Genomic DNA, 22,584 nt, shown 5'->3' on the forward strand with positions numbered 1-22,584 from the left:
GAAACAGTACCTGAAACCGTGCGCCCACAAGCAGTCGGAGCGGACAATGCGTTCCGTGACGGCGTGCCTTTTGTAGAATGAGCCTGCGAGTCGCGGCGCGCGGCGAGGTTAAGGACTACCGAGCCGCAGCGAAAGCGAGTCTGAACAGGGCGTTCAGTCGCGCGCCGCGGACGCGAAGCCGGGTGAGCTATCCATGGGCAGGCTGAAGCGGGGGTAAGACCCCGTGGAGGGCCGAACCCACTTCGGTTGAAAACGGAGGGGATGACCCGTGGATAGGGGTGAAAGGCCAATCAAACCCGGAGATATCTCGTTCTCCCCGAAATAGCTTTAGGGCTAGCCTCGGGCGTTAAATGGCGGAGGTAGAGCACTGGACCGGCGAGGGGGCCTCACCGCCTACCGACCCAGACCAAACTCCGAATGCCGCCATTCGAAAGCCCGGGAGTCAGAGCATGTGGGCTAAGCTGTGTGCTCGAGAGGGAAACAGCCCAGACCGCCCGCTAAGGCCCCCAAGTCCGTGCTGAGTGGCAAAGGATGTGCGTTTGCCTAGACAACCAGGATGTTGGCTTAGAAGCAGCCATGCATTTAAAGAGTGCGTAACAGCTCACTGGTCGAGTGGACATGCGCCGACAATTCACGGGGCTAAGCACGGCGCCGAAGCGGCGGACCGTATACATTACGATGGTAGGGGAGCTTTCCGCGCAGGGCGGAAGCCGGAGGGGCGACCCCCGGTGGACCGCGCGGAAGTGAGGATGCAGGCATGAGTAGCGAGAGCAGGGCGAGAAACCCTGCCGCCGCAAGCCTAAGGTTTCCTGGGCGAGGCTAATCCCCCCAGGGTCAGTCGGGAGCTAAGGCGAGGCCGGGAGGCGTAGCCGATGCGCAACGGGCGGACATTCCCGTACCGCCGGGGCGGCGCTTACGACCGATGGGGCGACGGAGAAGGGTAGCCGGGCGGGGTTCTGGACGTCCCCGTGAAAGCGCGTAGGGCGCGAGGCAGGCAAATCCGCCTCGCATCAGGCCCGAGACGCGAGACGAAGCTTCGAGCGAAGCCGGCGATCCCACGCTTCCGAGAAAAACCCCTAGGCAGGCGCCCCGGCGCCCGTACCAAAACCGACACAGGTGGGCGGGTAGAACATACCGAGGCGATCGGGTGAACCATGGTCAAGGAACTCGGCATAATGGCCCCGTAACTTAGGGAGAAGGGGCGCCCCCCGCGGTGAAGGAGCGAGCCTCCGGAGCGGCGGGGGGCCGCAGCGAAACGGCCCAAGCGACTGTTTATCAAAAACACAGGACTCTGCCAAGCCGCAAGGCGACGTATAGGGTCTGACGCCTGCCCGGTGCCGGAAGGTCACGGGGAACCGTCAGCCGAAAGGCGAAGCGGCGAACCTAAGCCCCGGTAAACGGCGGCCGTAACTATAACGGTCCTAAGGTAGCGAAATTCCTTGTCGGGTAAGTTCCGACCTGCACGAACGGCGTAACGATTTGGGCGCTGTCTCGACCATGGACCCGGCGAAATTGCACTATTCGTGAAGATGCGAATTACCCGCGGAAGGACGGAAAGACCCCGTGAACCTTTACTGCAGCTTGGCATTGGCCGACGGCGCGTCGCGTAGAGGATAGGCAGGAGCCCGCGAAGCGGGGGCGCAAGCCCCCGTGGAGGCGACCTTGGAATACTGCCCCCGGCGCGTCGGCGGCCTAACCCCGACCCGTGCACCCGGGCGGGGGACCGTGCCAGGCGGGTAGTTTGACTGGGGCGGTCGCCTCCCAAAGAGTAACGGAGGCGCGCGCAAGGTTGGCTCAGGGCGGTCGGCAATCGCCCGCAGAGCGCAAGAGTGCAAGCCAGCCTGACTGCGAGGCCCACAAGCCGAGCAGGGACGAAAGTCGGCTCTAGTGATCCGGCGGCCCAGAGTGGAATGGCCGTCGCTCAACGGATAAAAGGTACTCCGGGGATAACAGGCTGATCTTGCCCAAGAGTCCACATCGACGGCAAGGTTTGGCACCTCGATGTCGGCTCATCGCATCCTGGGGCTGAAGTCGGTCCCAAGGGTACGGCTGTTCGCCGTTTAAAGCGGTACGCGAGCTGGGTTCAGAACGTCGTGAGACAGTTCGGTCCCTATCCTCCGTGGGCGCAGGAGAATTGAGGAGGTCTACCCCTAGTACGAGAGGACCGGGGCGGACGGGCCTCTGGTGTCCCGGTTGTCGACCAACGGCACGGCCGGCTAGCCACGCCCGGAACGGATAACCGCTGAAAGCATCTAAGCGGGAAGCCGTCTCCGAGATGAGTTCTCCCTCCGGTAAGGGCCCTCGTAGACCACGAGGTCGATAGGCCGCAGCTGCAAGCGCCGCGAGGCGTTCAGGCGAGCGGTACTAATAGCCCGAGCTCTTGCTTCCCGACCCCGGATGCCCGGGGCGGGCGGTCTCGAGAGGAGGAACGTCTCCCGAACGACGCTATGCGGCCGCCAGGGCGCCCGTGGGGTCCCGGACGCGCAGGGGGCGCCCTGCGCGAGCGCGGCCACGGAGGCGGGGATCGCCCGATCCCATCCCGAACTCGGCAGCTAAGCCCGCCATCGCCCAAAGTACTGCGGAGCAAGTCCGCGGGAGGACGGGACGCCGCGCTCGCGCAGGGCGCGTCCGCCCCCATCGGGGGCAGGGCGCGCGCAGGGGAGGGGCCGCAGGGCCCCTTCCGCGCTTCCAGGGGGCCTCGCGGCCCCCTTTCCTTTTTTATGCGGGGCTATACATTCCACGGCCGCTGCCCTCGTTTTCCCGGCTTCTTTTTCATATTGCATGCATCCATCTCTAGACACCCCGTAGTCTTCATGTTTGAATACGCGCCATATTCTCAAGGCGACGAAAGGCAAATATATGAAGCGACATGAGATAGAGCCGGGGATTTATCGTCATTTCAAGGGCAATGAGTACGAAGTTCTGGGCGTGGCGCACCATTCGGAAACAGAAGAGCCATTCGTTGTGTACCGTGCTTTATACGGCGATTATGGGCTCTGGGTTCGACCTCTTGAGATGTTTTGCGAAAAAGTCGACAAGAATACTTATCCAGACGCGGAGCAGGAGTATCGCTTCGAGAGAATTCGTGCCTGATTGCTAGCCATCTGAAGAACGATCTGTAATTGGCCGCCTTGAATTCTGCCGATGTGGACGGATGGTAGAAGGGGCGTGCGGTGCTGCGACTGGACAGTAAAATGGCGGACGTCATCGGAGACGTCCGCCATTGCGATGCGTGATATGCGCTTGTTTCGTTTGTTAGTTGTCGAAAACGCCTTCGGTCCAGGCATCGATATTCTCGACGCGAATAATGGAGGACACTTCGCGTATTCCATCGAGCGCTTCAAGGGTTGCTTCGGCTTTGCGCATGTCGCTTTCAATCGCTTCATGCGTCACGTAGATGAGGGTGCAGGTTTCCCCGTCTTCGCTTTCTGTCTGGCTGATATGGGAAATGGAAATGCCGCATTCGGCGAATGCATTGGTGCAGGATGCCAGGGTTCCGAGCTTGTCTTCGACGGTGAGGCGAACGTAATAGCGCGTTTTCAGGTCATCTATGGGACGTATGGCCAGATTGTGGCCGAAGGGCTCCTGCTCGGGCATTGGGGCGCCTCCCTTAGCGATAGGGTCGGCCAGCGCCATGATATCGCCGACCACAGCGCTTGCGGTGGGGAACGATCCCGCGCCTGCACCGTAGAACATGGTCTCGCCTACGGCATCGCCCACCACGAAGACTGCGTTCATTGCGCCGTCGACGCTTGCTAGCTGGTGGGTGTTAGGAATCATAGTGGGATGCACGCGCACGTCGATGCCTTCGGGCGTGTTGCGGGCGATGGCAAGAAGTTTGATGGTGTATCCGAATTCCTGGGCCATTTTGATATCGACCGCAGATACGTTGCGGATGCCCTGCATGTAGACGTCATCGGTAGTGACGCGCGTTTGGAAGCCGATAGAGGAGAGGATGGCAATCTTCGATGCGGCGTCGAAGCCGTCGACGTCTGCCGTCGGGTCTGCCTCCGCGTAGCCGGCTGCTTGTGCTGCAGAAAGTACTTCGTCGAAAGACAGGCCTTCGTGCTGCATGCGGGAGAGGATGTAGTTCGTGGTGCCATTCATGATGCCGGCGATGGTGAGAATCTCGTTGCCTACAAGGTCGTGCTCAAGCGCATGAACGACGGGAATGCCGCCTGCCGCCGCCGCCTCGCAGCGAATCTGCACGCCGTTCTGGGCCGCGAGAGACGCGAGATGCTCGACGTGGCGTCCTAAAAGAGCCTTGTTGGCGGAAACGACGTGCTTGCCGTTCTTGAACGCTTCTTCGAAGATTTCCGTTGCGGGATGGTCTCCGCCGATGAGTTCCACGACGATGTCGATTTCGGGGTCTTCGACTACGTCTTTCCAGTCGAACGTGAAAACGCCTTCTGCAAGGCCAAGGCGCTTCGCTTCTGCGTCATCGCGGCTGCATGCGCGCTTGAGGTTCAGGTCGATGCCATAGTGTTCAAGATATTTGTCGTGATGGGTGCTGATGAGGCGTGCTACGCCTCCGCCGACGGTTCCAAGGCCGATAAGTCCTATGTTTACGCTTCGCATGCGAACTCCCATCTCTGGTATGCGTGGCGGCGCTATGCTGGAATGCGCCTTCGTTCCGATGGGGTTGATTGTACAGAATTGTTGCACCAAGACGAACGGCGAGATCGCGTGCGGGCTTCTATTCTTGCGAAGAGCCCGAGCCTGACGATATTCTTCTGTTTGATGGATGCGTCGGCTTGGTTTGTGCTGCTTTCGGTGGTCTTTTTGATTTCGGCATGCATGGAGCGTCCCTCTTCGCGCAGATTGCGAAGAGGGAAGGGGTTCGTGCGCTTGTTCATGGAATCATGGCGGCATGTGGATTGCTGTCCATCTTTGCGTGGGGAGGGACTCAAATTGCATTACCGGCGCAAATTGCATTTACCGTGTTTAACGTGGTGTATGCAGCTTGTGAGCGCAAGCGTTTGCGCCGCGATATCTAAATTTTGGGACAACGTTCGCCGCAACAATGTCTGCGCGAAGTTCCTTGACTGGGCGATTGAATGCTGGAAACAAAAAACCCGGCATATGCCGGGTTTACATTCGTATGGTGCGGGTGAAAGGACTTGAACCTTCACGGGGTTGCCCCCATACGGACCTGAACCGTACGCGTCTGCCAATTCCGCCACACCCGCGTGGCTTAACAGCCTGTTTTCGTTTACTCCGAAAACGAGAAGAAATACTACATGATTCTTCGTACATGAGCAAGACCTTTTTTTCGAAAAAATGAATACCGTGCCTCCTTTGCTCCGCTTTTCGTTTCTCTTTGGTTCACGAATTGCGTTGGGCTTGTGCTAGGGGGGCTTTTGGGCGCTGTGTGGCGCTTTACCGCTTTGCTCGAACGTTCATGGATTCGTTACACAACTTCAACAAGGCGATAGCTTGCGATGGGTGTATCATGCGCGGATACGCTGGCAGATTTGCTCTAAGAGAAAAGAGACAGGAGAAATTATGGGCCAGGCAACTGAGGTTAAGCTTTACACGCGCGAAGGGGCTTATATCCCGCGCGTTGCTGCGGTACATGATCTGTGCGGCTACGGGAAGTGCTCGCTCGGCGTAGCCATCCCCGTTCTTTCGGCTGCGGGATGCGACGTATGCCCGGTTCCTACGGGCTTGTTCTCGAGCCATACGGCGTTTCCTGGGTGGTACATGCACGACACGACGGAGATACTCCCCGATTACCTCAATGCCTGGAAGGGGATCGACGTTGAGATAGATGCTGTCTACTCGGGCTTTTTGGGAGCTCCCGAGCAGGTCGATATCATCCGTGGTATTTACGAGACGTATCCGAATGCGCTTCGCGTGGTTGATCCCGTCATGGCGGATCACGGCAAGGTGTATCCGACCTATACGCCGGAATTGTGCCAGGCCATGGCCGACTTGGCGGCTGACGCCGACATCCTCACCCCGAACCTTACCGAGGCGGCCATTATCCTTGGCGAGCCTATCGGGGACGCATGGGGCGGCGTGAATATTTCCGATGACGAAGCGAAACGCTTGGTGGACGCCCTTTTGGAAAAGGGCGCGAAAAACGTCATTCTGAAAGGCATTCAGCGAGGCGACGGCCTCATTCGCAATTTTGTCGCCGGTCGCGATTTCGAGATGTTCGAGGCCTCGAACGAATTCGTGCCCTATATGCTGCACGGAACGGGCGATTTGTATTGCAGCGCTTTGCTCGCTGCCGTCATGGCTGGACGCACCATGGCCGAAGCGGTGCGTTTCGCGGGCGATTTGACCCATGACGCCATGCTTGTCTCGGCACAGCAGCCGGCATTCAAGGATAGGGGCGTTAGTTTCGAGCCCTTGCTGGGACGTGTGTCTGCTTTGCTCGCGTAGTATTCGCCGCGAGGCAAGATGGGGACCGTCCAGCGCCCCGATCGAAACAAAGGCCGTGTCGCTTCGTGTGCGACACGGCCTTTTTACGAAATATGCAGCGATTGCTTTGCGGGTCTAGGCACCTTCGTTGACCATCGCTTCGGCCGGTGTCCGGCAAGTGAGAGGGCTGCTCGAAGGCGGCTGACTTGTTTGGAGGACGAAGGAGCTGTTCGAAAAGAAAAAACGCTAGTCTTCGTCGTCAAAGAATGTGAAATCGTCATCGTCCTCTTCCACCGGGCCGCGGTCTTTGAAGGTACGGCGGGTCTTCCACTCCATGATGACGCAGGCAAGAACAGAGATCGTAAGACCGATGAGGACAAGAAGGCCGATGCCCTCGAAGGTTTCGAAGAGGAAGTGGTAAAGCGATGCGAAATCCATGGGGTCTCTTTCCGTGAGGGGTGCCGCGCATACGCAGCGTAATGGGCGAATGCGCCGGCGGCAAGAACGACAAACGTTCGAAAATGACTATCTTTCGGCATTTTATAGAGCCTGGGAAACCTTGACAAGCGAAAAAGTCTTTCCTGTGGTGGGTCGGTGAAGCGCGCATGATGCGCCGACGGGAAAACGCCCTGTATCCTGCCCGTTACGCTATACTGATTCGGTATTTGATTACGTGCAGCGACTCGCAAGAACTGCCGCGTTGGCCTTGGGCCGCGCGGGGTGGGCGCTTCGGTCGCTCTTCGGCCTTGGTAAGGAGCAAGACATGCTTGACATTCGCTATGTTCGCGAGAATCAAGAGGCTGTCGCCCAGGCGATGGCAAACCGCAATTTCCCGTGGGACGCTGCGAAGTTCTCAGAATTGGATGAAAAGCGTCGTGCGGCCATCGCCGAGGAGGAAGCCCTCCAGGCCCAGCGCAATAAAGCCTCGAAGGAAATCGGCGCTTTGATGGGCAAGGGCGAAAAGGAAGCGGCGGAAGCTGCCAAAGAGGAAGTTCGCCAGATCAACGAAAAGCTCGAGAAGGCAAGCGCCGAGCGTGAGGCCATCGATGCAGAGATGAACGACATCCTGGTGGGAAGCCCGAACCTTCCTTGCGATGCCACGCCCGTCGGCAAGGACGAGACCGAAAATCCCGAGCGCCGTCGTTGGGGCACTCCTCGCGACTTCGCGGCGGAGGGCTTCGAGCCCAAGGCTCATTGGGACCTGGGCACCGATCTGGATATTCTCGATTTCGATCGCGGCAACAAGCTTTCCGGCAGCCGCTTCACGGTTCTTGGCGGCGCGGGAGCCCGTCTTGAGCGCGCTTTGATCAACTACTTTATCGACACGCACGTGAGCCGCGGCTTCAAAGAATGGTGGCCTCCTGTGGTTGTGAAGCGCCAGACCATGTTCGGCACGGGCCAGCTGCCTAAGTTCGAAGATGATGCGTATCACGTTGGCGAAGACCAGTTCCTCATTCCCACGGCCGAGGTCACGCTGACGAACCTGCATGCCGACGAGGTTCTCGATGCAGCCGCTTTGCCGAAGCGCTATACCGCATTCACCCCGTGCTTCCGCGAAGAGGCGGGCTCTGCGGGCCGCGATACGCGCGGTATTATTCGCCAGCATCAGTTCGACAAGGTTGAAATGGTCAAGTTCGCCGCTCCGGAGGATTCCGACGAAGAGCTCGAGAGCATGACCGCCGAGGCCGAATACCTGCTTCAGCAGCTTGAGCTTCCATATCGCGTTATCAGCCTGTGCACGGGCGACCTGGGCTTTTCCGCACGTCAGACGTATGATATTGAAGTTTGGCTGCCGAGTTACAACGACTACAAGGAAATTTCCAGCTGCTCGAACTGCGGCGATTTCCAGGCTCGTCGTGCCAATATCAAGTATCGCGACCCGGCGAATTTCAAGGGAACCCGCTATGTCCACACGCTGAACGGCTCTGGTCTTCCCGCCGGGCGTACTATGGCTGCCATTATCGAAAACTACCAGCAGCCTGACGGCACCATCAAGGTTCCTTCCGTCCTTGTTCCCTATATGGGGGGTATGGAGTACATCGTTCCCGAGGCATAGTTGCTCGAGCCTTGCCGTGCCGCACTTGCGGGATGTATGCATTCGATGGGCGTCTGCACGGCGTCCATCTTCGTTTTGGGCTATGCTCGAGATAGACGAGATTGTACGGAGCGCGCTGCGATTGGCGCATGTGGAGACGAAGAGAGGCTATAGTGGAAAACGACTTCGATCAAAAGGCCGTTTCATCCCAGGCTGCTCCCCCTCCTCCTGCGCCGAGCGTGCAGTTGGCTCAAGCGCACGGGGAGCGTCCTTGCGACGCGCTCGATTCCGACGATGATCGCGGTTTTGTTCAAGAGCCGTGCGGCCGAGCGCCTGAAGAGGGGGAAGCCGCCGGTGTCGCCGATGGGCGCAGTGAGGCGTTTGGCCGCCGTCGCAGAGCTGAGAAATCTGCGGGTGGTCGCGGGCGAAGCCTTGTCTCCGACCGACGTGCCCTCGTCGTTGCCGCCGGCGTATTTTGCCTCGCCCTCATTGTTGCCGTCGCCGCTTTTTTCATGGCTCCTCAAACGGATGCCGATGAATCCCGCTCGAGCGACCGCGCCACCGAGGCTGACTCCGAACGAAATTCCGCCGTGGTTCTCGATGCGAATGCGACGGCGGATGCCCGCGAGGTGAACGAATTAGTGACCGGTCAGTTCGAGGCTCTTTCGAAAAACGAAAACTCCGAGCTCACGTTCTACGTGCAGGCCTTTATGGAAGACTATGACGAAGGGGTCGACGAAAGCGTATCCTACGGATTTTCGGACCTGGGAATAACGGCCGATGAGCTGGCGGAAAAGCTGTGCAACGATCTTGGAGCGGAGGTCGTGAGCGTCGATGCCTACGGAGATAAGGCCTGGGTCGAAGTTTCTGTCACGTCGAGGAGCTTCTCTGACCAGGCTGAGGTTTTCGCGGCGGCCGTGGCGCGCAGCAATCAGGATTTCGCCGATGAGGAATCGTACAAGGAGTACCTCAGAAAGACGCTGCTCGAGTCTTTTGACGGCCTCGAGCCAAGAACCAACGATACGCTTATCGTGGTGGAGCGCGTAGACGGTGCATGGCAGCTGTCGTCTGAAAATATGACATCGCTTCTTGGAATGGCCTGGTATGGATAGCGTTGGTGTATCGCAGTGGCGATGGCGGCGCGGGAATAGGTGATGGGATTTATGTCGACGCCCGGAAAGCGCCCTTCGGTAAAAGGAAAGAAAATAGCGACAAGACGCGTTGCAGAAAGCGCCCTCGGAGCCTCGGCGTCCGCATCGGCGCATCCGTCTGCGGTTTCCGACCCTTTCACAGAGCCTTCCTCCGATTCTTTGAAGGCCGATGTGTCACAGAATTATCGCGAGGGGGAAAGCGAGTCTTCGAGCAGCGAAGACCGCCCCAAAACCGCTTCTTCGAGCGAAGGTATGTTGCCCTCTTCGCAAGGAGCTTCGCATGATGGCGCTCTGGTGGTTCCCGGGGTTGCGAAGGCTTCCGAAGAGCTTGCTACGATAGCATCACAGGAAAAGACCGCGCTGGCTCGCTTCGAACAGGCCGGGGCGTTTTCTGCCCCTGACATAGAATCGGGCCCGGCCGATTCGTTCGATTTGGGCGACTTCGGCGACGAACCTGTTCAGAAGGGACCTCTTCGGAAGAAAAGCAGCAGCTCCGGCGAATTATCCAAAGCGAAAAAGGCGGCAACGTTGCTTTCGTCTAAGGAGGAAGGTCGGCTTTCCGATTCGAGCCCGGCGAAAGACGGGGAGAAGGCTTCCAAGGTCGGCATACTTTCTTCCATTCGGAACAGGGCGAAAAAGAAGGCCTCTTCCTCGAAAGGGGAAGATCTTAGACGCGTGAGACCCGCCGCAGAGCAGAAGGTGTCGGACTATTCTCCCGAAGAGGAAAGGGCCAAGGGGGCTCGTTTGAAGGCCGCGCTTCGGGCGAGGAGGCGCCGAATTCTCGCGTGGTCTGCAGCCGTTTTCGTTGTTGCGGTGCTTGTAGGCAGCGGCGTCTTGTTCTGGAATACGTATCTGCGATACGACGATGCGGCTGATATACAAGGGGAATGGCAGGTGATCGACGGCTCCTCGACGGTGGTTATAGATTCGGATTCCATTCGGATGCTCGAGCTGCTCGATTACGAATACACGCTTGATACGTGGGCGAAGACCATCGACTTCTCGTTTACCGATTTGAGCGGCACGGGGTCGTACAGCTTTTCTGACGACAGGCGCGTGCTCATCATCAAAGAAGGAGAGGGTGACGACCAGACGACGCTTTCTCTCGTTAAGATTTCAGACAACGCAGAAGCCGAGCCTCGCATCGTCGACGAATCGGAGCGAATAACCACGGAGTCTCTTTCTGGCTCGGCCGACCAGAGCGGCGCCTCGGGCGAGACCGATGCGTCTGCGGATCAACCCGTCCAAGAAGAGGGCGTATCTGACGGGGAGCCCGCCGATGCTGCTGCGCAAGATTCGAGCCCTGCCACCGATCAAGGTCAGGCTTCGTAGTGTCCGGGAGCAGCCGCGTATGGGTGGAGCACGTTACGGTGCGGCCGGATAGGATTGTCGCAGATATCCGAATTGCCGACGAAGCGTGCGTCCTTACATCCGAAGACATGATTGACAAGGCTCTTTGCCGCTATCCCCATCTACTTGATCACGCTTGCGTGAACGATCGGGGGGAGACATTCGGCACTGTTGCGTCACGCACTTCGGTGGCTCATCTTGTGGAGCACATGGCAATCGAGGGGCAGGCCCGCGTATCATCGGGCGCGAAGAGCCTCTTTGTCGGGAAGACCTCGTGGGCGAACAGGGCCAAGCTGCTCGCACGGGTCGAAATAAGCTACGAAGACGATTTGGTGGCGCTTGCCTCCCTGCGCGCGGCGGTGCTGTTTGTCGACTATCTGCTCGCCGAGCGCGAGGAAGCGCGCTTTTGCGTCGGTGAAGCTCCCTTGAAAACAGAGAAACGTAACGGCAACGAAAGCGCTGGTTGTTTTCGTATCCCATATAATGGCTGAAGAACGGTAGACGCGGCGTGTCATCGTGGCGTGCTGCGAGATAGGAGGCTGCAATGGGTAACAAGTTCAGCGCATTCGTGGTAGGCGGATTAGTAGGCGCCGGCGTTGCGCTTTTGTGCGCTCCGCGAAAGGGCGTTGAGACGAGGGCTTTGGTTGCCGAAAAAGCCTCTACGGTGTTCGGCCAGGCGAAAACGGTTGGCGATCAGGCCGTTGAGCGCGGTCAGGCTTTGTATGAAGACGCCGTTGTCCAGGGTCAGAAAGCATACGACTATGCGGTGGCGGGAACGCAGGCGGCTTATACCGACGTAACGCAAAAGGGCAGGCAGGTCTACGAGACGGCGGCTCATCATGTACAGGGCGCTGCCCAGAAGGCTCAGAAGACGGCAGATGCCGTAAAGCCGGCGTTTTCCGACAAGAACGACGAGCTTCGCGCCAAGATAGACGCAGCGCGCGAGCGCATCGCGGCGCAAGTTGCGAAGAACGCCGAAGCCGCCCATGCGGTTGTCGTGGAAAAGGTTCCCGTTGCGGCGCAGAAGGTGAATGAAGTCGTCGATGCCGCTCAGGAAAAAGTGGCAAGCGCCGCCGCCGTTCTTGCCGGATCGGCCGCTGCGCGCTCTTCTTCCGACGCCCAGGCCGCTTCGCCCGTCGAGCAGGCGCCCGTTTCCGAAGCTCCGTCTGTCATGTACGAGGCAGAACCCGTTCAGCCTGCGGCTTCGGCCCCCGAGGCTCAGTCCGAGGTGAATAAGGAACAGCAGTAGTTTGCGCGTTTTCGCATAATGCAGGGAGGAGGCCGGCTTGCGTCGGCCTCCCTTTTCGTGAGGGATAAGGCTATGGCTCGTAAGAAAATGGTAACCAGTCGCGATATGTGCAAAATGCGCGTGTTCGGCGGAAAGCGTCGCACGAAGCGCATAGGGAAGGTGAAATCATGCGTGTTTCATCCGAGCGAAAAGCGCTGCGTCGGTTTCATGGTGAAGCGTCCCGACTTGTTGTGGATGTTTCATCGCAAAGACCTATTCGTCGCCCTTGACGGTTTCGATTTGATTGACGGCCGTATTGTCGTGAAAGACGAAGGCGACATGACGGGCCCCGCAGCCTGCCGTCGCATGGGCATAGACTGGGACCGTTGCGTCATCTGGGAGGGCATGCCCCTGATGACGACTGACGGAACGGCTATCGGCTGCGTTGGCAATATCTCGTTTTCGCTGCGCAGCGGCGAGATTGAGAGCGTGGAGGCCTCGAACGGCACCACGGCGAAATATCTGCTGGGAACGCTCGAGGTTCCTGCCGACTACATCAAGGGCTTCAAGCGGGGCATGGGCGTCGATCTTGTCGTGAAAGAAGATAGCCGCGAGGCGGGAGAGCAGGAACAGTTCAAGGGTGCGATCGTTGTTTCGGACGATGTATGGGAGCTTTCCCCCGAAGGCGGCTGGGCAGAATCTGCCGGCGAATTCACCGCAAAGGCGCGCGCTCGCATGCACGAAGCCGCCGAAAAAGCCAAGCCGAAGGTCCAAGAGGTGACGCATGCGGCGGGCGAGGCCATAAACGAAGGAGCCTATGCCGTCGGCCAGCAGGTTGCCGCAAGCAAGGGGATGTTCGCATCCTTCAAGGAAGAATACGAAAAGGCCCGTTTCGGGGAGGAGCCCCGAGAGCTCGCTTCGAGCGAGGCCGATGATTCCCGGGAAGACGAGAAAAGGGACGCTTCCGTTGATTGCGACGTCGACGGTTCCGAGCTCGATGCTCAAGACGCGCAGGTCGACGATGTTTTCGACGAAGACGACGAGCAGCCGAAGGCGAAGAAAAAGCCAGCGCAGACGTCGAAGGGTTCTTCCGTTTCGGGCATGTTTGCCGCATTCAAAGAGGAATACAACAAGGCACGATATGACGATTAGGACCTTCGAGGAGCAGCGAAGGTCAGAGGATTGGTGTTCATGGGCGAAAAACGACCAGGAATGACGGGTTCTATCCGCTTAAAAATGGAGAGAATCGAAGAGCGAAAGGAAAGCTTCGTAGAACGGCAGGAAGAGCGTTTCGGGGAACTTGAAGAAAGGCTCGAAAAGCCCGTGTCCGACCGTCCTGCGCTTGCGCGTCTCACCAAGGCCGACCTTTTCAAATTCGGCGGCTTGATTGCGTTTTTCGTTTTGATGGCCGTGGTATGCGTGGCCATTGCCCCGCTTATCCTGGAGCTTACTGAGCCAGGCGGTGTGGAGCGGGTTGTCCAGGACGTTCGCAACGCAGGACCAGGAGGCGTTCTGATCCTTTTGGGCATGCAGTTTTTGCAGGTCGTGGTTGCCTTTATTCCTGGCGAGGTAGTGCAGGTCGCCGCGGGCATGATGTATGGCCCATGGGGCGGTGCCGCGGTGGTGCTTGTAGGGTGCGTCATTTCGAGCGCGTTTGTCTTTTTTATCGTCCATAAGCTCGGCGCGCCGTTCGTGCGTGCCATGATTCCCGAGAAGTGGATGGGAAAGCTGGAAGATTTCGAGGGGACCGACAAGCTTGATGTAATGGTTTTCGTGCTGTTTCTCATTCCGGGGCTTCCCAAAGACGTCTTTACCTACCTGGTGCCTCTGACGGATATGAGCATGAGAAACTTTCTTGTCCTTTCGACCGTCGGCCGTATTCCCGGCATCTTGATGTCGACGCTTGCCGCAGACGGCCTCATGGAGGGCGATATCATGCGAAGCGTTCTTCTCTTTCTGGTGGCGGCGGGCATCGCTGCGCTTGCTATCGTGTTTCATGAGAAGATCATGCATGCTTTCGCCAAGAAGAAATAACGTCCGATACCTGATAATCTGAACGAAATCGATTCCGGCTCGACGAACGAATCGTCGGGCCTTTTTGCTGGAGGGAGGAAAGGGGCGCCATGCGTTTTGTCTCTTGGAATGTAAACGGATTACGCGCTGCGGTGAAGAAGGGGTTCGAAGAGTCCGTCGCCGCGCTCGACGCCGACATCATCGCCTTGCAGGAAACGAAGCTTCAAGAAGGGCAGATCGACCTGTCGTTGCCGGGGTATTTTCAGTTTTGGAGCTACGCCGAGCGAAAGGGGTATTCGGGCACGGCGGTATTCTGTCGGCAAAAACCCCTTCGGGCCCTGCATGGGCTCGGCGATTCCGCGCTTGACGACGAAGGCCGCATCGTGGCGCTCGAATTCGACGATTACTGGTTCGTGGACGTATATACCCCCAATGCGCAAAACGAGCTTGCCCGCATAGACCATCGCATGGCGTGGGATGATGCGTTCAGGGATTTCTGCAAGAACCTCGAGAAGGGTGCGATTCCTGCAGGCGTTGCGGTGCAGGATTGCGCAGAGGGCGAGGGGCACGTATCCATTTCGGAGCTTCCCCTCACGCAAGAAGGCGAGCGTACCTCCGCGAAGCCTGTGGTGATGTGCGGTGATTTCAATGTTGCTCATCAGGAGATAGACCTGAAGAATCCCGGCCCCAATAGAGGAAATGCCGGTTTCTCGGACGAAGAGCGAGAGAAATTCACGCGCTTGCTCGATGCTGGATTCGTGGATACGTTTCGTGTCTTGCACCCTGATGAGGCGGGGGCGTATTCGTGGTGGAGCTATCGTTTCAACGCTCGCAAGAACAATGCGGGATGGCGCATCGACTATTTCCTCGTGAGCGAATCGCTGCGCGATGCTATTCACGACGCGCGCATGCACGCTGACATTATGGGAAGCGACCACTGCCCCGTCTCTGTCGAACTTGACGTATAATCACTGGATTATCCATCGAGCCGATGGATTGAAGGGCGAAAAGACTCCGCACGCTGCCTGAGGGACGTATGGAGCGTGCGATTTCGCAAAGAGCCTTGAACTCGCGAAGGCTTGATTCGAAAGGATGGGGCGGTGTCGCCGCGCTTAAACACCAGGGAAAGGATTCGGTCGTTGAGGACGCCGCTCGTCGCGGTGCTGTCCGTCCTTGCCGCAAGCGTGCTCTTCCTCATGTGGCTCGGTTTTGTCGTCGTTGTGATGAAGGCCTTGATAGGGTAGGGCTATGTGGCAGAAATTCTCGCTGTATGATTTTCGGGTCATAGCGCACTACCTGGGGGTATTGGTTCTTTTCCTCGCTGTTGCCCAATGCGTTCCCTTCGGTGTTGCGCTGGTGCTTGGCGAATGGAACCCGGCGTCTCGCTATCTGCTGGGGATAGGCCTTGCGCTGGTCGTGGGGTCCTTGCTGCGCATGTGCCTGGTGACTCCCGGAAAGCTTTCTCCCAAACAGGCGCTTGCGGTAACCGGCTTCGCATGGCTCGTGCTTGCTCTTCTGGCGGCCATCCCCATGGCTCTTTCGGGGCATTACGGCTCGTATCTCGATGCGGTGTTCGAGGGGATGAGCTCGTGGACGACGACGGGAGCTTCGCTTGCGCAGGACCTTGACCACATGTCCGTGGCGGACAATACCTGGCGTTTCACCATGCAATGCATCGGCGGCCAAGGTGTTGTCGTTATCGCGCTGTCTTTGGGGTTGTTCGGGCGCGCCGTTGATTCGTCTTTGTATTCGTCCGAGGGGCGCAGCGAGCACGTTATTCCCAACATCATGCAGACGACGCGGTTCATCGTTCGTTTTTCGGCAGCGTTCATCGTGCTGGGGACGGTCATCCTGACGGGGTTGTGCCTGTTCGTGGGCATGGAACCTCTTCGTGCGTTTTTCAATGGCTTGTGGCTTGCGGTGGCTTCTTTCAATACAGGAGGAATGGCCGCCATGAGCACGGGAATCCTGTATTACCATAGCGGCTTGATCGAGGTCGTCGTGATGGTTCTCATCCTGATGGGCTCGATCAATTTCACGCTCCACAGCGAGATATGGAAAGGCCGCCTGGAGCATTTCTTCAGGGACATTGAGATTAGGACCCTTGCGATCTGGCTTTCGGTCATCGTTGCCGCGTTCGTCGCGACGCTATGCACCGCCAATATCTACGACAGCCTTCCTGTGCTTCTCAGCCGCGCGGTGTTTACTGTTATCGCGGCGTTTTCTTCGACGGGTTTTCAGACCATTAGCGTCAATCAGATGACCACGGTTGTTTCGAGCGGCGCGCTGCTGATCATCGTATTCTGCATGGCGGTCGGCGGTTCTGCGGGAAGCACCACGGGCGGCATCAAGGTTCTTCGTGTCGGCATCCTCGTTAAAGAGCTGGTCGCTTATATCAAAGATTTGCTTGCCCCTGCTTCGGCGCGTCAGGTTGTCACGTATTACCATGTCGGTCGTCGTCCTTTGAACAGCGACCTTGTGCGAGCCAATCTTGCGGTGTTCATGCTGTACGGCGTAATGTTCCTGATTAGCACGATCGCTACGGTCATGTACGGATACGATGCTGCGCCGGCATTGTTCGAGTCTGTCTCCATGGTTTCCAACATCGGTATGTCGAGCGGCATCATTCAGCCGGGCATGCCGGACATGCTGAAGCTTCTCTATATCTTCGACATGTGGGCAGGACGTCTCGAGTTCATCACGCTCATCGCCCTGATCGTTTCCATCGTCGCATCGTTTAGGCCCAGAAGGAGGTTGCGCCGTGCTCGATAAGGCTCGTTGTGGGCTCGGTTTTTTGCATGCGGGAAAGGGCCGCGTTCGGTTGTGCTGCGGAGCATGGGGAACTTGCGTCTTGAACCGCGTTGTGCGTTGCTCGCTTGGTGCCATGTGCTGCGCTGTCCTTGCGCTTTGCATCAGCGTTGTGCCTTCGAACGCCGCATGGGGCGCGCCGCCCGATACCCAGGCGCAGCAGACTTCCCAAGAGCAAGACGCATCGACGGAGGCCGATGAAGCGCAGGAGCCTTCGGCGCTGAACGCGGAGGGAAACACCATCAACGACGGACAGGTTTCCGACAATTCGTTCCTCTACGATGCCGCCATCGCCGACCTTGTCGGCGCTGATTCATATTACGACAAGCAGACCGTCCAGGTGAGGGGCGAAGCCGTCGGAGAGGCCATACGCCTTACGGGGGGAGAAGAAGGGTTTTCCTGGGTCACGCTGCAAGACGGAGATTCCGGCTCGTCGGTGTCGGTTGTGATGGCGAATTCCGATGTCCAGAAGATAGATATGTTCGGCGTCTACGGAAAGACCGGATCGCGGTTGCGTGTCCAGGGCGTCTACAACCTTGCGTGCGAGGAGCATGAGGGGGAAAGCGATATTCACGCAGCGGCCGTCACAGTCGAAGAGGCGGGCTTTGCGCATCCCGATCGTTTTGTCGCGCGCGATTTCGCACCGGGAGCTATCGCCGTGGTCATGGGCTTGTTCCTGATGGCATTGTTTTTCTACGCACGAGAAAGGGCTCGATAATGCAGGGTATAGTGGTAAAACTCGATCGTGGATACCCTCTTGTTGAGCTTGAGGGCGGTCTGCAATACCGTTGCGAACATGCGACGTCCCTCGTCAAGACCGCCGACGTGCGCGCGGCGTGCGGCGATCGCGTGGAGATTTCTGTCCCCGAAGGGCATGACAAAGGAATCATCGAGCGTGTTCTTCCCCGCCGGAATGCTTTCGTGCGCAAAGATCCCACCGAGCGTATGGAGCCGCAGGTTCTTGCTGCGAATTTCGACAAGGTGTTCGTTGCGGAGCCGTGCTCCGGGCTAAACGTGCGAAGGCTTGAGCGGGAATTGGTGCTCGCTCATGAGAGCGGCGCTGAAGTAATCGTTCTTCTCACGAAGGCAGACCAGGCGGAAAGTTCCGAAGAAGTGCGTAGGGTGCAAACCCTGGTGGAGCGGGTTGCTCAGGGCACGCGCGTGCTAGTTGTTTCTTCGGAAGATCCCGAAAGCGTCGAAGAGGTTCGTTCGTGCGTGCCCTCCGGCTGCATTGGCGTGCTTCTGGGCAAAAGCGGCGTTGGTAAATCGAGTCTTGTGAATCTGCTGGTCGGTGTCGAAGTTCAGGCGACGGGATCCGTGCGAGAAGGCGACGGGAAAGGCCGACATACGACGGTTTCTCGTGAAATGGTGAGAATCCCCGGCGGCGGCTGCGTCGTCGATATGCCGGGGGTGAGGGGCCTTGCGCTGTGGGATTCCAATGTAGGAATTGACGCTGCATTTTCCGATATCGAAGAACTTGCCGAATCCTGCCGTTTCTCGGACTGCCGTCATGGGGCCGAGCCGGGGTGCGCGGTACGTGCGGCCGTGGAGGAGGGAAGTCTTGCCCAGGAGCGCTTCGAAAGCTACCTTCGCCTGCGTGACGAGGTGCAGACCGCTCGCAAGCGAGCCGAGGAAGCTCGCCGCATAAAATCTCGCACCGGGCATCCTCGAAGGTGGCGAGGGTGATTTTCTCTTTCGATATTATTTATTTTCGTCCTTCTGCCCGCAGAGGACGTTAGCGCTATGGTATGTAGAATCGCATTCTTGAGAGCTTCGCGAAGGTGAACGGCGGCTCCTGGATGACTGTTCGTCGATGCTATAGAAGGACTGGTTTGAATTATGGAAATAATGATGCATGCCCTTGAGCATGCGTTTGTCGATACGCTGAAGCTCGTTCCCTTCCTTTTCGTCACATACCTTGCCATGGAGGCTCTTGAGCATCATGCGGGTGTCGCAAGCGAGGCGGCTGTGCGCAAGGCGGGCCATGCGGGGCCTGCGATCGGCGCGTTGTTGGGAGTGGTTCCGCAGTGCGGTTTCTCGGCCGCGGCGTCGACACTGTATGCCGCGCGCGTCGTGTCCCTGGGTACGCTGTTCGCGGTGTTTCTTTCCACGAGCGACGAGATGCTTCCCATCCTTATTGCTGAACAAGCCCCGATGGCGCTTATCGTCAAAGTGCTCGCTATCAAGGTCGTTGTCGGCATGGTCGTTGGATTCGCTATCGATGCCGTCTTGCATGCGATGCGTCGCGACAAGGAGCATCTGCGCATTCACGAGTTATGCGAACGGGACAACTGCCATTGCAACGGGGACTGCAAAGCGTGTGGGAACAATCCCGAGTTGGCGTATGATTTCGAGCACGACAAAGAGCACGATCACGATCACGAAGGCGGCTCGATCGTCAAAAGCGCCCTCAAGCACACCGCGCAGGTGACGCTTTTCATCTTCTTAGTCACACTGGCCCTTGAAGTGGTGATGGACTCGGTGGGCGAAGAGGCCATCGCTGCGTTCATGGAGGGCAACCCCGGTCTTTCCGTCGTGGCCGCTTCTCTTGTCGGCCTCATTCCGAACTGTGCCGCATCGGTCGCCATAACAGAGCTTTATCTTGACGGCACGCTTGGCGCGGGCGCGATGATCGGAGGTCTGTTGGTGAGCGCGGGCGTCGGTCTGCTGGTACTGTTCAGAACGAATCGTCCTCTAAAGGGCAATCTTGCCATCCTGGCGCTGCTTTTGCTGGTGGGCATGGCGGTTGGCGGCGTTCTTACTCTGCTGGGCGTTGTGTTGTAGCCAGGACTACAATGGAAGGCGGACAAGCTGCAATCGCGAAAACAGGAGGCGTGTATGACGAAGCTTGAGGCAGGAGTGACGCGAGAAGAGGCGTTTGCGCTTCTGACGGACCATAACAAGGATCCGTTTCATATCGAGCATGGGGAAACGGTCGAGCAGACCATGCGTTATTTCGCACGGGAGTTCGATTCCGAAAATGAGGAATTCTGGGGTATCGTCGGTCTTTTGCACGATCTTGACTGGGAAGAGCACGATGACGAGCCCGAGAAGCATACGCTTTATGCCGCTCCGTTGATTGAGGGGGCCGGCGGTACGCCTGAGCTTATTCGTGCCATCCAAAGCCACACGTCAGATTTCAACCCTGAGCTTCCCCGCCCGGAGCTTCAGATGGAAAAGATTCTGTTCGCCACAGAGGAGCTGACGGGTCTGATCGGCGCGGCGGTCATCATGAGGCCCTCGAAAAGCGTCATGGACTTCGAGGTGAAGTCGCTCAAGAAGAAGTTCAAGGACAAGCGCTTCGCGGCCGGCGTGAATCGCGACGTGATTCGCTCGGGCGCGGAGATGCTCGGCTGGGAGCTCGACGAGCTTTTCGACCGCACCATTAAGGCCATGCAGAGCTTTGCGCCCGACAAGGACACCTTCGTGCCCGTCGAATCGTAACACGCTTCGAGCCTAGAGAAGCAAAGAGCGCCCGGTCATTTCGGGCGCTCTTTGCTTTCGTTAGGCGATGTTTCGGTATTTTCTTGTTTCGATGCGCCCGAGGTCGCTATGCTTGCGGCCATGCGGGCCTGGGCCTCAGCGCGAAGACGCTCGCGGTGGGCGGCCTTTTCATGATGCGGCACCTGCGGCGGGGGAGGCGTGGTGACGATGCGCTTTTCAACAGCGTTTTTCACCGCCTTTTTGACGGGTTTCGCGGCAACGTGGGCAACCTTTTTCACCGGTTCGATAACGCGGTCGCTGTAATCCTGGGCAGGATGCGTATGCCACCCGAAGAATTCCGAGGCGTAACGCAGGATGAAGATGAGCATGACGCAGGTGATCGCTGCGTAGTCTCCCAGTACGTCGTTTTGTTTCATGAGGGCGAACGCGGCAGACCCTATAAGCGATGCGGTGCCGTAGAGGGTTCCTGCTTGAAACGCCGTAGGGCGTTGCGCCATGAGGATATCCCGGATGATACCGCCGCCGACGGCGGTAATTGTTCCGAGGATGATGGAAGGTATGGTGTCGAGTCCTGCAGACAGGGCTTTTCCTACGGAAACGACGGCCCACAGTCCTACGGAGAGGTTGTCCAGGAAGTCCATGAACCAATCGAATGCGTCAGCAAGCTTGTGAAAATAGAAGACGAGCACGCCGGTGACGGCACATGCTATAAGCAGAATGGGGTGCTGAAATGCGTATATGCCGAAATCCTGAAGCAAGACATCGCGCATGATGCCTCCGCCGAGACCTGTGACGCATGCGAGCGTGGTCGTGCCAAAAACATCATAGCGAGCGTTGACGCCCGCTATGGCGCCCGCAAGGCCGCCGGTGATCGTGCCGGCGAATTCGATCCAAAACGGTATGGCAAGAACGCTTTCGAGCATGATGCGGCAGCTCCGGTTTCTGTGCGGGGTGGTCGTCGGTGCGTTACGGCTTTCGGCACCCGGGCGAAGAAAGCCGTCTTTTTCGGGTTCGTGGTTTTACAGGGACTCGTTTTCCTCGAGTGCGTGCGCAACAAGCTGAGCTGCGCCGTCCTCGGTTGCAAGCGAGCGGGTGTAGGCGACTTCTTTCGAGGGGTCGTCGTGCGCATTCCTCGCATCTTCGACGGGTTCTCCGCTGAAGTCAAGACCGCCTGTGATCGCGCGCGCATCCTCGGGGCTGAACTCGTCAGAAAGGAACAAGGCGATGTTTCTGCCCGCTTTTTCTTTAGCTTCGTCGAAGATATTCCAGAAGCTTTTCGAGGATACCTCGCCCGTAAAGGGATTGACCCATTGCCTGCAGAGGCGGTTGTCGAAATCGCTTTTCACGATAGGGTTGTCCCTGTGCGCCATGGACTTGAAGAACGAGTGGTTGCGGCGAAGCACGCGGGTTTCCACGGTGTTTGCGATGCCCTGCTTCCTTGACTTCGGGGAGTAGAAGAGCTTCTGGATGGTGCGGAAATTCTTCACGGCTGCGGGGAACATATCGACGGGGACGAACTCATGGAGTGCGACCATGCAGAAATACGCGTACATCTTTCCGATGATGGCGAGAACCCTATCGCTTGCGCGAAGCGCTTCTTCGTAGGGCTTGTACGACGCGATGGTGCGGCCGAGCTTTGTGAAAAGCACCATTTCGTCGAATTCTCGCTCTATTTCCGCATGGACTTCGTTGCCGTCGCTGCGGTCAAGTCCGACGATGCCCGCATCGCAGATAGCAAATTGCTGACTGTACACAAGGGGATGCATCGAGCTGTCGAGCGTGTAGTGGCTCAAAAACCCTGCCGCATAGGCGCGCCCAATGGAGACTTCGTCATCTTCAAGAACGCCGAGGCTTTCTTTGAGAGCGAAGAGAAGCTTCGTTGGATTTTCGTGGTGCATTTTCCCGCCAAGCCGGAAAAACGGCTTCATCCTCATGGTGAGAACGAGGTAGAACAGCGGGTCTGGCCCTTGATTGCCTAAAAGAAAAGCGTCGCGTTCGTCCGCCGAGGCACCGATGGCTTTCGCGTGAACGGCGTAGACTTCCTTGCCGAAGAAATCATGCGTCATAATGGCTGGCATAGCTTCCTCCTTTTTCGAGCCCGCAGGCTAAGGGATGCTGCGTTCGGTTGCCATGAGCGTTTGATTTTTGCAATGATTTGACGCTGGAGGGCAGTCGGGCGCGTTTTG

General features: G+C 58.0%; 19 protein-coding genes, 1 tRNA gene and 2 rRNA genes (1 of these 22 running past the window's edge). 17 read left to right on the forward strand and 5 right to left on the reverse strand.

The window, feature by feature from the left end; translation table 11 throughout:
- The 3 genes from HMPREF9451_RS00010 to HMPREF9451_RS00020 form a co-directional block, all read left to right on the forward strand.
- Window positions 1-2,388, forward strand: a 23S ribosomal RNA gene (locus HMPREF9451_RS00010); it begins 587 nt to the left of the window's first position.
- A 113-nt stretch (window positions 2,389-2,501) separates the two neighbouring features.
- Window positions 2,502-2,616: ribosomal RNA gene (gene rrf / locus HMPREF9451_RS00015) — 5S ribosomal RNA — on the forward strand.
- Between the two features lie 243 nt (window positions 2,617-2,859).
- The gene (locus HMPREF9451_RS00020) at window positions 2,860-3,093 is read left to right on the forward strand and encodes a DUF1653 domain-containing protein (protein ID WP_009138246.1); all 234 of its coding nucleotides are present in this window, start codon (window positions 2,860-2,862) and stop codon (window positions 3,091-3,093) included.
- A 162-nt stretch (window positions 3,094-3,255) separates the two neighbouring features.
- Here the strand turns inward: HMPREF9451_RS00020 and HMPREF9451_RS00025 are convergent, their stop codons facing one another.
- Window positions 3,256-4,578 carry a homoserine dehydrogenase gene (locus HMPREF9451_RS00025; RefSeq protein WP_009138247.1) on the reverse strand — a complete coding sequence of 441 codons (1,323 nt, stop codon included), beginning with the start codon at window positions 4,576-4,578 and terminating at the stop codon, window positions 3,256-3,258.
- A 524-nt stretch (window positions 4,579-5,102) separates the two neighbouring features.
- Window positions 5,103-5,189 (reverse strand) — tRNA-Leu (locus HMPREF9451_RS00035).
- 316 nt (window positions 5,190-5,505) lie between these two features.
- On the opposite strand from HMPREF9451_RS00035, the gene HMPREF9451_RS00040 reads away from it, so the two are divergent.
- The gene (locus HMPREF9451_RS00040; protein WP_009138248.1) at window positions 5,506-6,390 is read left to right on the forward strand and encodes a PfkB family carbohydrate kinase; all 885 of its coding nucleotides are present in this window, start codon (window positions 5,506-5,508) and stop codon (window positions 6,388-6,390) included.
- A 225-nt stretch (window positions 6,391-6,615) separates the two neighbouring features.
- Here HMPREF9451_RS00040 and HMPREF9451_RS00045 read toward each other — a convergent pair whose 3' ends face one another.
- Entirely contained in the window at window positions 6,616-6,807 is a 192-nt protein-coding gene (locus tag HMPREF9451_RS00045; protein ID WP_009138249.1) for a DUF6724 family protein, read from the reverse strand.
- 325 nt (window positions 6,808-7,132) lie between these two features.
- On the opposite strand from HMPREF9451_RS00045, the gene serS reads away from it, so the two are divergent.
- From serS to HMPREF9451_RS00110, 13 genes are all read left to right on the forward strand, one after another.
- A complete protein-coding gene (gene serS / locus HMPREF9451_RS00050) occupies window positions 7,133-8,425 on the forward strand; it encodes a serine--tRNA ligase (protein ID WP_009138250.1) in 1,293 nt (430 codons plus the stop codon).
- A 152-nt stretch (window positions 8,426-8,577) separates the two neighbouring features.
- A complete protein-coding gene (locus HMPREF9451_RS00055; RefSeq protein ID WP_009138251.1) occupies window positions 8,578-9,516 on the forward strand; it encodes a hypothetical protein in 939 nt (312 codons plus the stop codon).
- Window positions 9,517-9,567: 51 nt separating this feature from the next.
- Window positions 9,568-10,887, forward strand: a complete 1,320-nt coding sequence (locus HMPREF9451_RS09295; RefSeq protein ID WP_051000942.1) for a hypothetical protein — start codon at window positions 9,568-9,570, stop codon at window positions 10,885-10,887.
- The gene (locus tag HMPREF9451_RS00065) at window positions 10,887-11,396 is read left to right on the forward strand and encodes a cyanophycin synthetase family protein (protein WP_009138253.1); all 510 of its coding nucleotides are present in this window, start codon (window positions 10,887-10,889) and stop codon (window positions 11,394-11,396) included. Before HMPREF9451_RS09295 ends, HMPREF9451_RS00065 begins: the two co-directional genes overlap by 1 nt.
- 53 nt (window positions 11,397-11,449) lie before the next feature.
- Window positions 11,450-12,154 (forward strand): YtxH domain-containing protein, encoded by a 705-nt coding sequence (locus tag HMPREF9451_RS00070; protein ID WP_009138254.1) that lies wholly within the window; start codon window positions 11,450-11,452, stop codon window positions 12,152-12,154.
- Window positions 12,155-12,226: 72 nt separating this feature from the next.
- Window positions 12,227-13,285 (forward strand): PRC-barrel domain-containing protein, encoded by a 1,059-nt coding sequence (locus HMPREF9451_RS00075; RefSeq protein WP_009138255.1) that lies wholly within the window; start codon window positions 12,227-12,229, stop codon window positions 13,283-13,285.
- Window positions 13,286-13,324: 39 nt separating this feature from the next.
- A complete protein-coding gene (locus HMPREF9451_RS00080) occupies window positions 13,325-14,167 on the forward strand; it encodes a TVP38/TMEM64 family protein (protein WP_009138256.1) in 843 nt (280 codons plus the stop codon).
- Window positions 14,168-14,256: 89 nt separating this feature from the next.
- Window positions 14,257-15,114 (forward strand): exodeoxyribonuclease III, encoded by an 858-nt coding sequence (locus HMPREF9451_RS00085; protein WP_009138257.1) that lies wholly within the window; start codon window positions 14,257-14,259, stop codon window positions 15,112-15,114.
- A gap of 280 nt (window positions 15,115-15,394) precedes the next feature.
- Entirely contained in the window at window positions 15,395-16,918 is a 1,524-nt protein-coding gene (locus HMPREF9451_RS00090) for a TrkH family potassium uptake protein (protein ID WP_009138258.1), read from the forward strand.
- On the forward strand, window positions 16,908-17,672 hold the full coding sequence (locus tag HMPREF9451_RS00095) for a hypothetical protein (RefSeq protein ID WP_009138259.1): 765 nt from the start codon (window positions 16,908-16,910) through the stop codon (window positions 17,670-17,672). Before HMPREF9451_RS00090 ends, HMPREF9451_RS00095 begins: the two co-directional genes overlap by 11 nt.
- Window positions 17,672-18,640: a ribosome small subunit-dependent GTPase A gene (rsgA, locus tag HMPREF9451_RS00100; protein WP_009138260.1), complete on the forward strand. Its 969-nt coding sequence runs from the start codon at window positions 17,672-17,674 to the stop codon at window positions 18,638-18,640. Before HMPREF9451_RS00095 ends, rsgA begins: the two co-directional genes overlap by 1 nt.
- Before the next feature lie 153 nt (window positions 18,641-18,793).
- Entirely contained in the window at window positions 18,794-19,738 is a 945-nt protein-coding gene (locus tag HMPREF9451_RS00105; protein WP_040625885.1) for a putative manganese transporter, read from the forward strand.
- Between the two features lie 54 nt (window positions 19,739-19,792).
- Window positions 19,793-20,398 carry an HD family phosphohydrolase gene (locus HMPREF9451_RS00110; RefSeq protein WP_009138262.1) on the forward strand — a complete coding sequence of 202 codons (606 nt, stop codon included), beginning with the start codon at window positions 19,793-19,795 and terminating at the stop codon, window positions 20,396-20,398.
- A gap of 35 nt (window positions 20,399-20,433) precedes the next feature.
- Here the strand turns inward: HMPREF9451_RS00110 and HMPREF9451_RS00115 are convergent, their stop codons facing one another.
- Together HMPREF9451_RS00115 and HMPREF9451_RS00120 are read right to left on the reverse strand one after the other, a co-directional pair.
- Window positions 20,434-21,321 (reverse strand): trimeric intracellular cation channel family protein, encoded by an 888-nt coding sequence (locus tag HMPREF9451_RS00115; RefSeq protein ID WP_009138263.1) that lies wholly within the window; start codon window positions 21,319-21,321, stop codon window positions 20,434-20,436.
- A 96-nt stretch (window positions 21,322-21,417) separates the two neighbouring features.
- Window positions 21,418-22,476 carry an aldo-keto reductase family protein gene (locus HMPREF9451_RS00120; RefSeq protein WP_009138264.1) on the reverse strand — a complete coding sequence of 353 codons (1,059 nt, stop codon included), beginning with the start codon at window positions 22,474-22,476 and terminating at the stop codon, window positions 21,418-21,420.
- Window positions 22,477-22,584 lie beyond the last annotated feature (108 nt).

Source organism: Slackia piriformis YIT 12062, assembly GCF_000296445.1.
In the GTDB taxonomy this organism is placed as follows: Bacteria; Actinomycetota; Coriobacteriia; order Coriobacteriales; family Eggerthellaceae; genus Slackia; species Slackia piriformis.

What these genes read in the sequence shown, in the direction of transcription:
- HMPREF9451_RS00020 (WP_009138246.1), top strand. Translation starts at nt 2,860, where the DNA reads ATGAAGCGACATGAGATAGAGCCGGGGATTTATCGTCATTTCAAGGGC.
- HMPREF9451_RS00025 (WP_009138247.1), bottom strand. Translation starts at nt 4,578, where the DNA reads ATGCGAAGCGTAAACATAGGACTTATCGGCCTTGGAACCGTCGGCGGA.
- HMPREF9451_RS00040 (WP_009138248.1), top strand. Translation starts at nt 5,506, where the DNA reads ATGGGCCAGGCAACTGAGGTTAAGCTTTACACGCGCGAAGGGGCTTAT.
- HMPREF9451_RS00045 (WP_009138249.1), bottom strand. Translation starts at nt 6,807, where the DNA reads ATGGATTTCGCATCGCTTTACCACTTCCTCTTCGAAACCTTCGAGGGC.
- serS (WP_009138250.1), top strand. Translation starts at nt 7,133, where the DNA reads ATGCTTGACATTCGCTATGTTCGCGAGAATCAAGAGGCTGTCGCCCAG.
- HMPREF9451_RS09295 (WP_051000942.1), top strand. Translation starts at nt 9,568, where the DNA reads ATGTCGACGCCCGGAAAGCGCCCTTCGGTAAAAGGAAAGAAAATAGCG.
- HMPREF9451_RS00070 (WP_009138254.1), top strand. Translation starts at nt 11,450, where the DNA reads ATGGGTAACAAGTTCAGCGCATTCGTGGTAGGCGGATTAGTAGGCGCC.
- HMPREF9451_RS00075 (WP_009138255.1), top strand. Translation starts at nt 12,227, where the DNA reads ATGGCTCGTAAGAAAATGGTAACCAGTCGCGATATGTGCAAAATGCGC.
- HMPREF9451_RS00080 (WP_009138256.1), top strand. Translation starts at nt 13,325, where the DNA reads ATGGGCGAAAAACGACCAGGAATGACGGGTTCTATCCGCTTAAAAATG.
- HMPREF9451_RS00085 (WP_009138257.1), top strand. Translation starts at nt 14,257, where the DNA reads ATGCGTTTTGTCTCTTGGAATGTAAACGGATTACGCGCTGCGGTGAAG.
- HMPREF9451_RS00090 (WP_009138258.1), top strand. Translation starts at nt 15,395, where the DNA reads ATGTGGCAGAAATTCTCGCTGTATGATTTTCGGGTCATAGCGCACTAC.
- rsgA (WP_009138260.1), top strand. Translation starts at nt 17,672, where the DNA reads ATGCAGGGTATAGTGGTAAAACTCGATCGTGGATACCCTCTTGTTGAG.
- HMPREF9451_RS00105 (WP_040625885.1), top strand. Translation starts at nt 18,794, where the DNA reads ATGGAAATAATGATGCATGCCCTTGAGCATGCGTTTGTCGATACGCTG.
- HMPREF9451_RS00110 (WP_009138262.1), top strand. Translation starts at nt 19,793, where the DNA reads ATGACGAAGCTTGAGGCAGGAGTGACGCGAGAAGAGGCGTTTGCGCTT.
- HMPREF9451_RS00115 (WP_009138263.1), bottom strand. Translation starts at nt 21,321, where the DNA reads ATGCTCGAAAGCGTTCTTGCCATACCGTTTTGGATCGAATTCGCCGGC.
- HMPREF9451_RS00120 (WP_009138264.1), bottom strand. Translation starts at nt 22,476, where the DNA reads ATGCCAGCCATTATGACGCATGATTTCTTCGGCAAGGAAGTCTACGCC.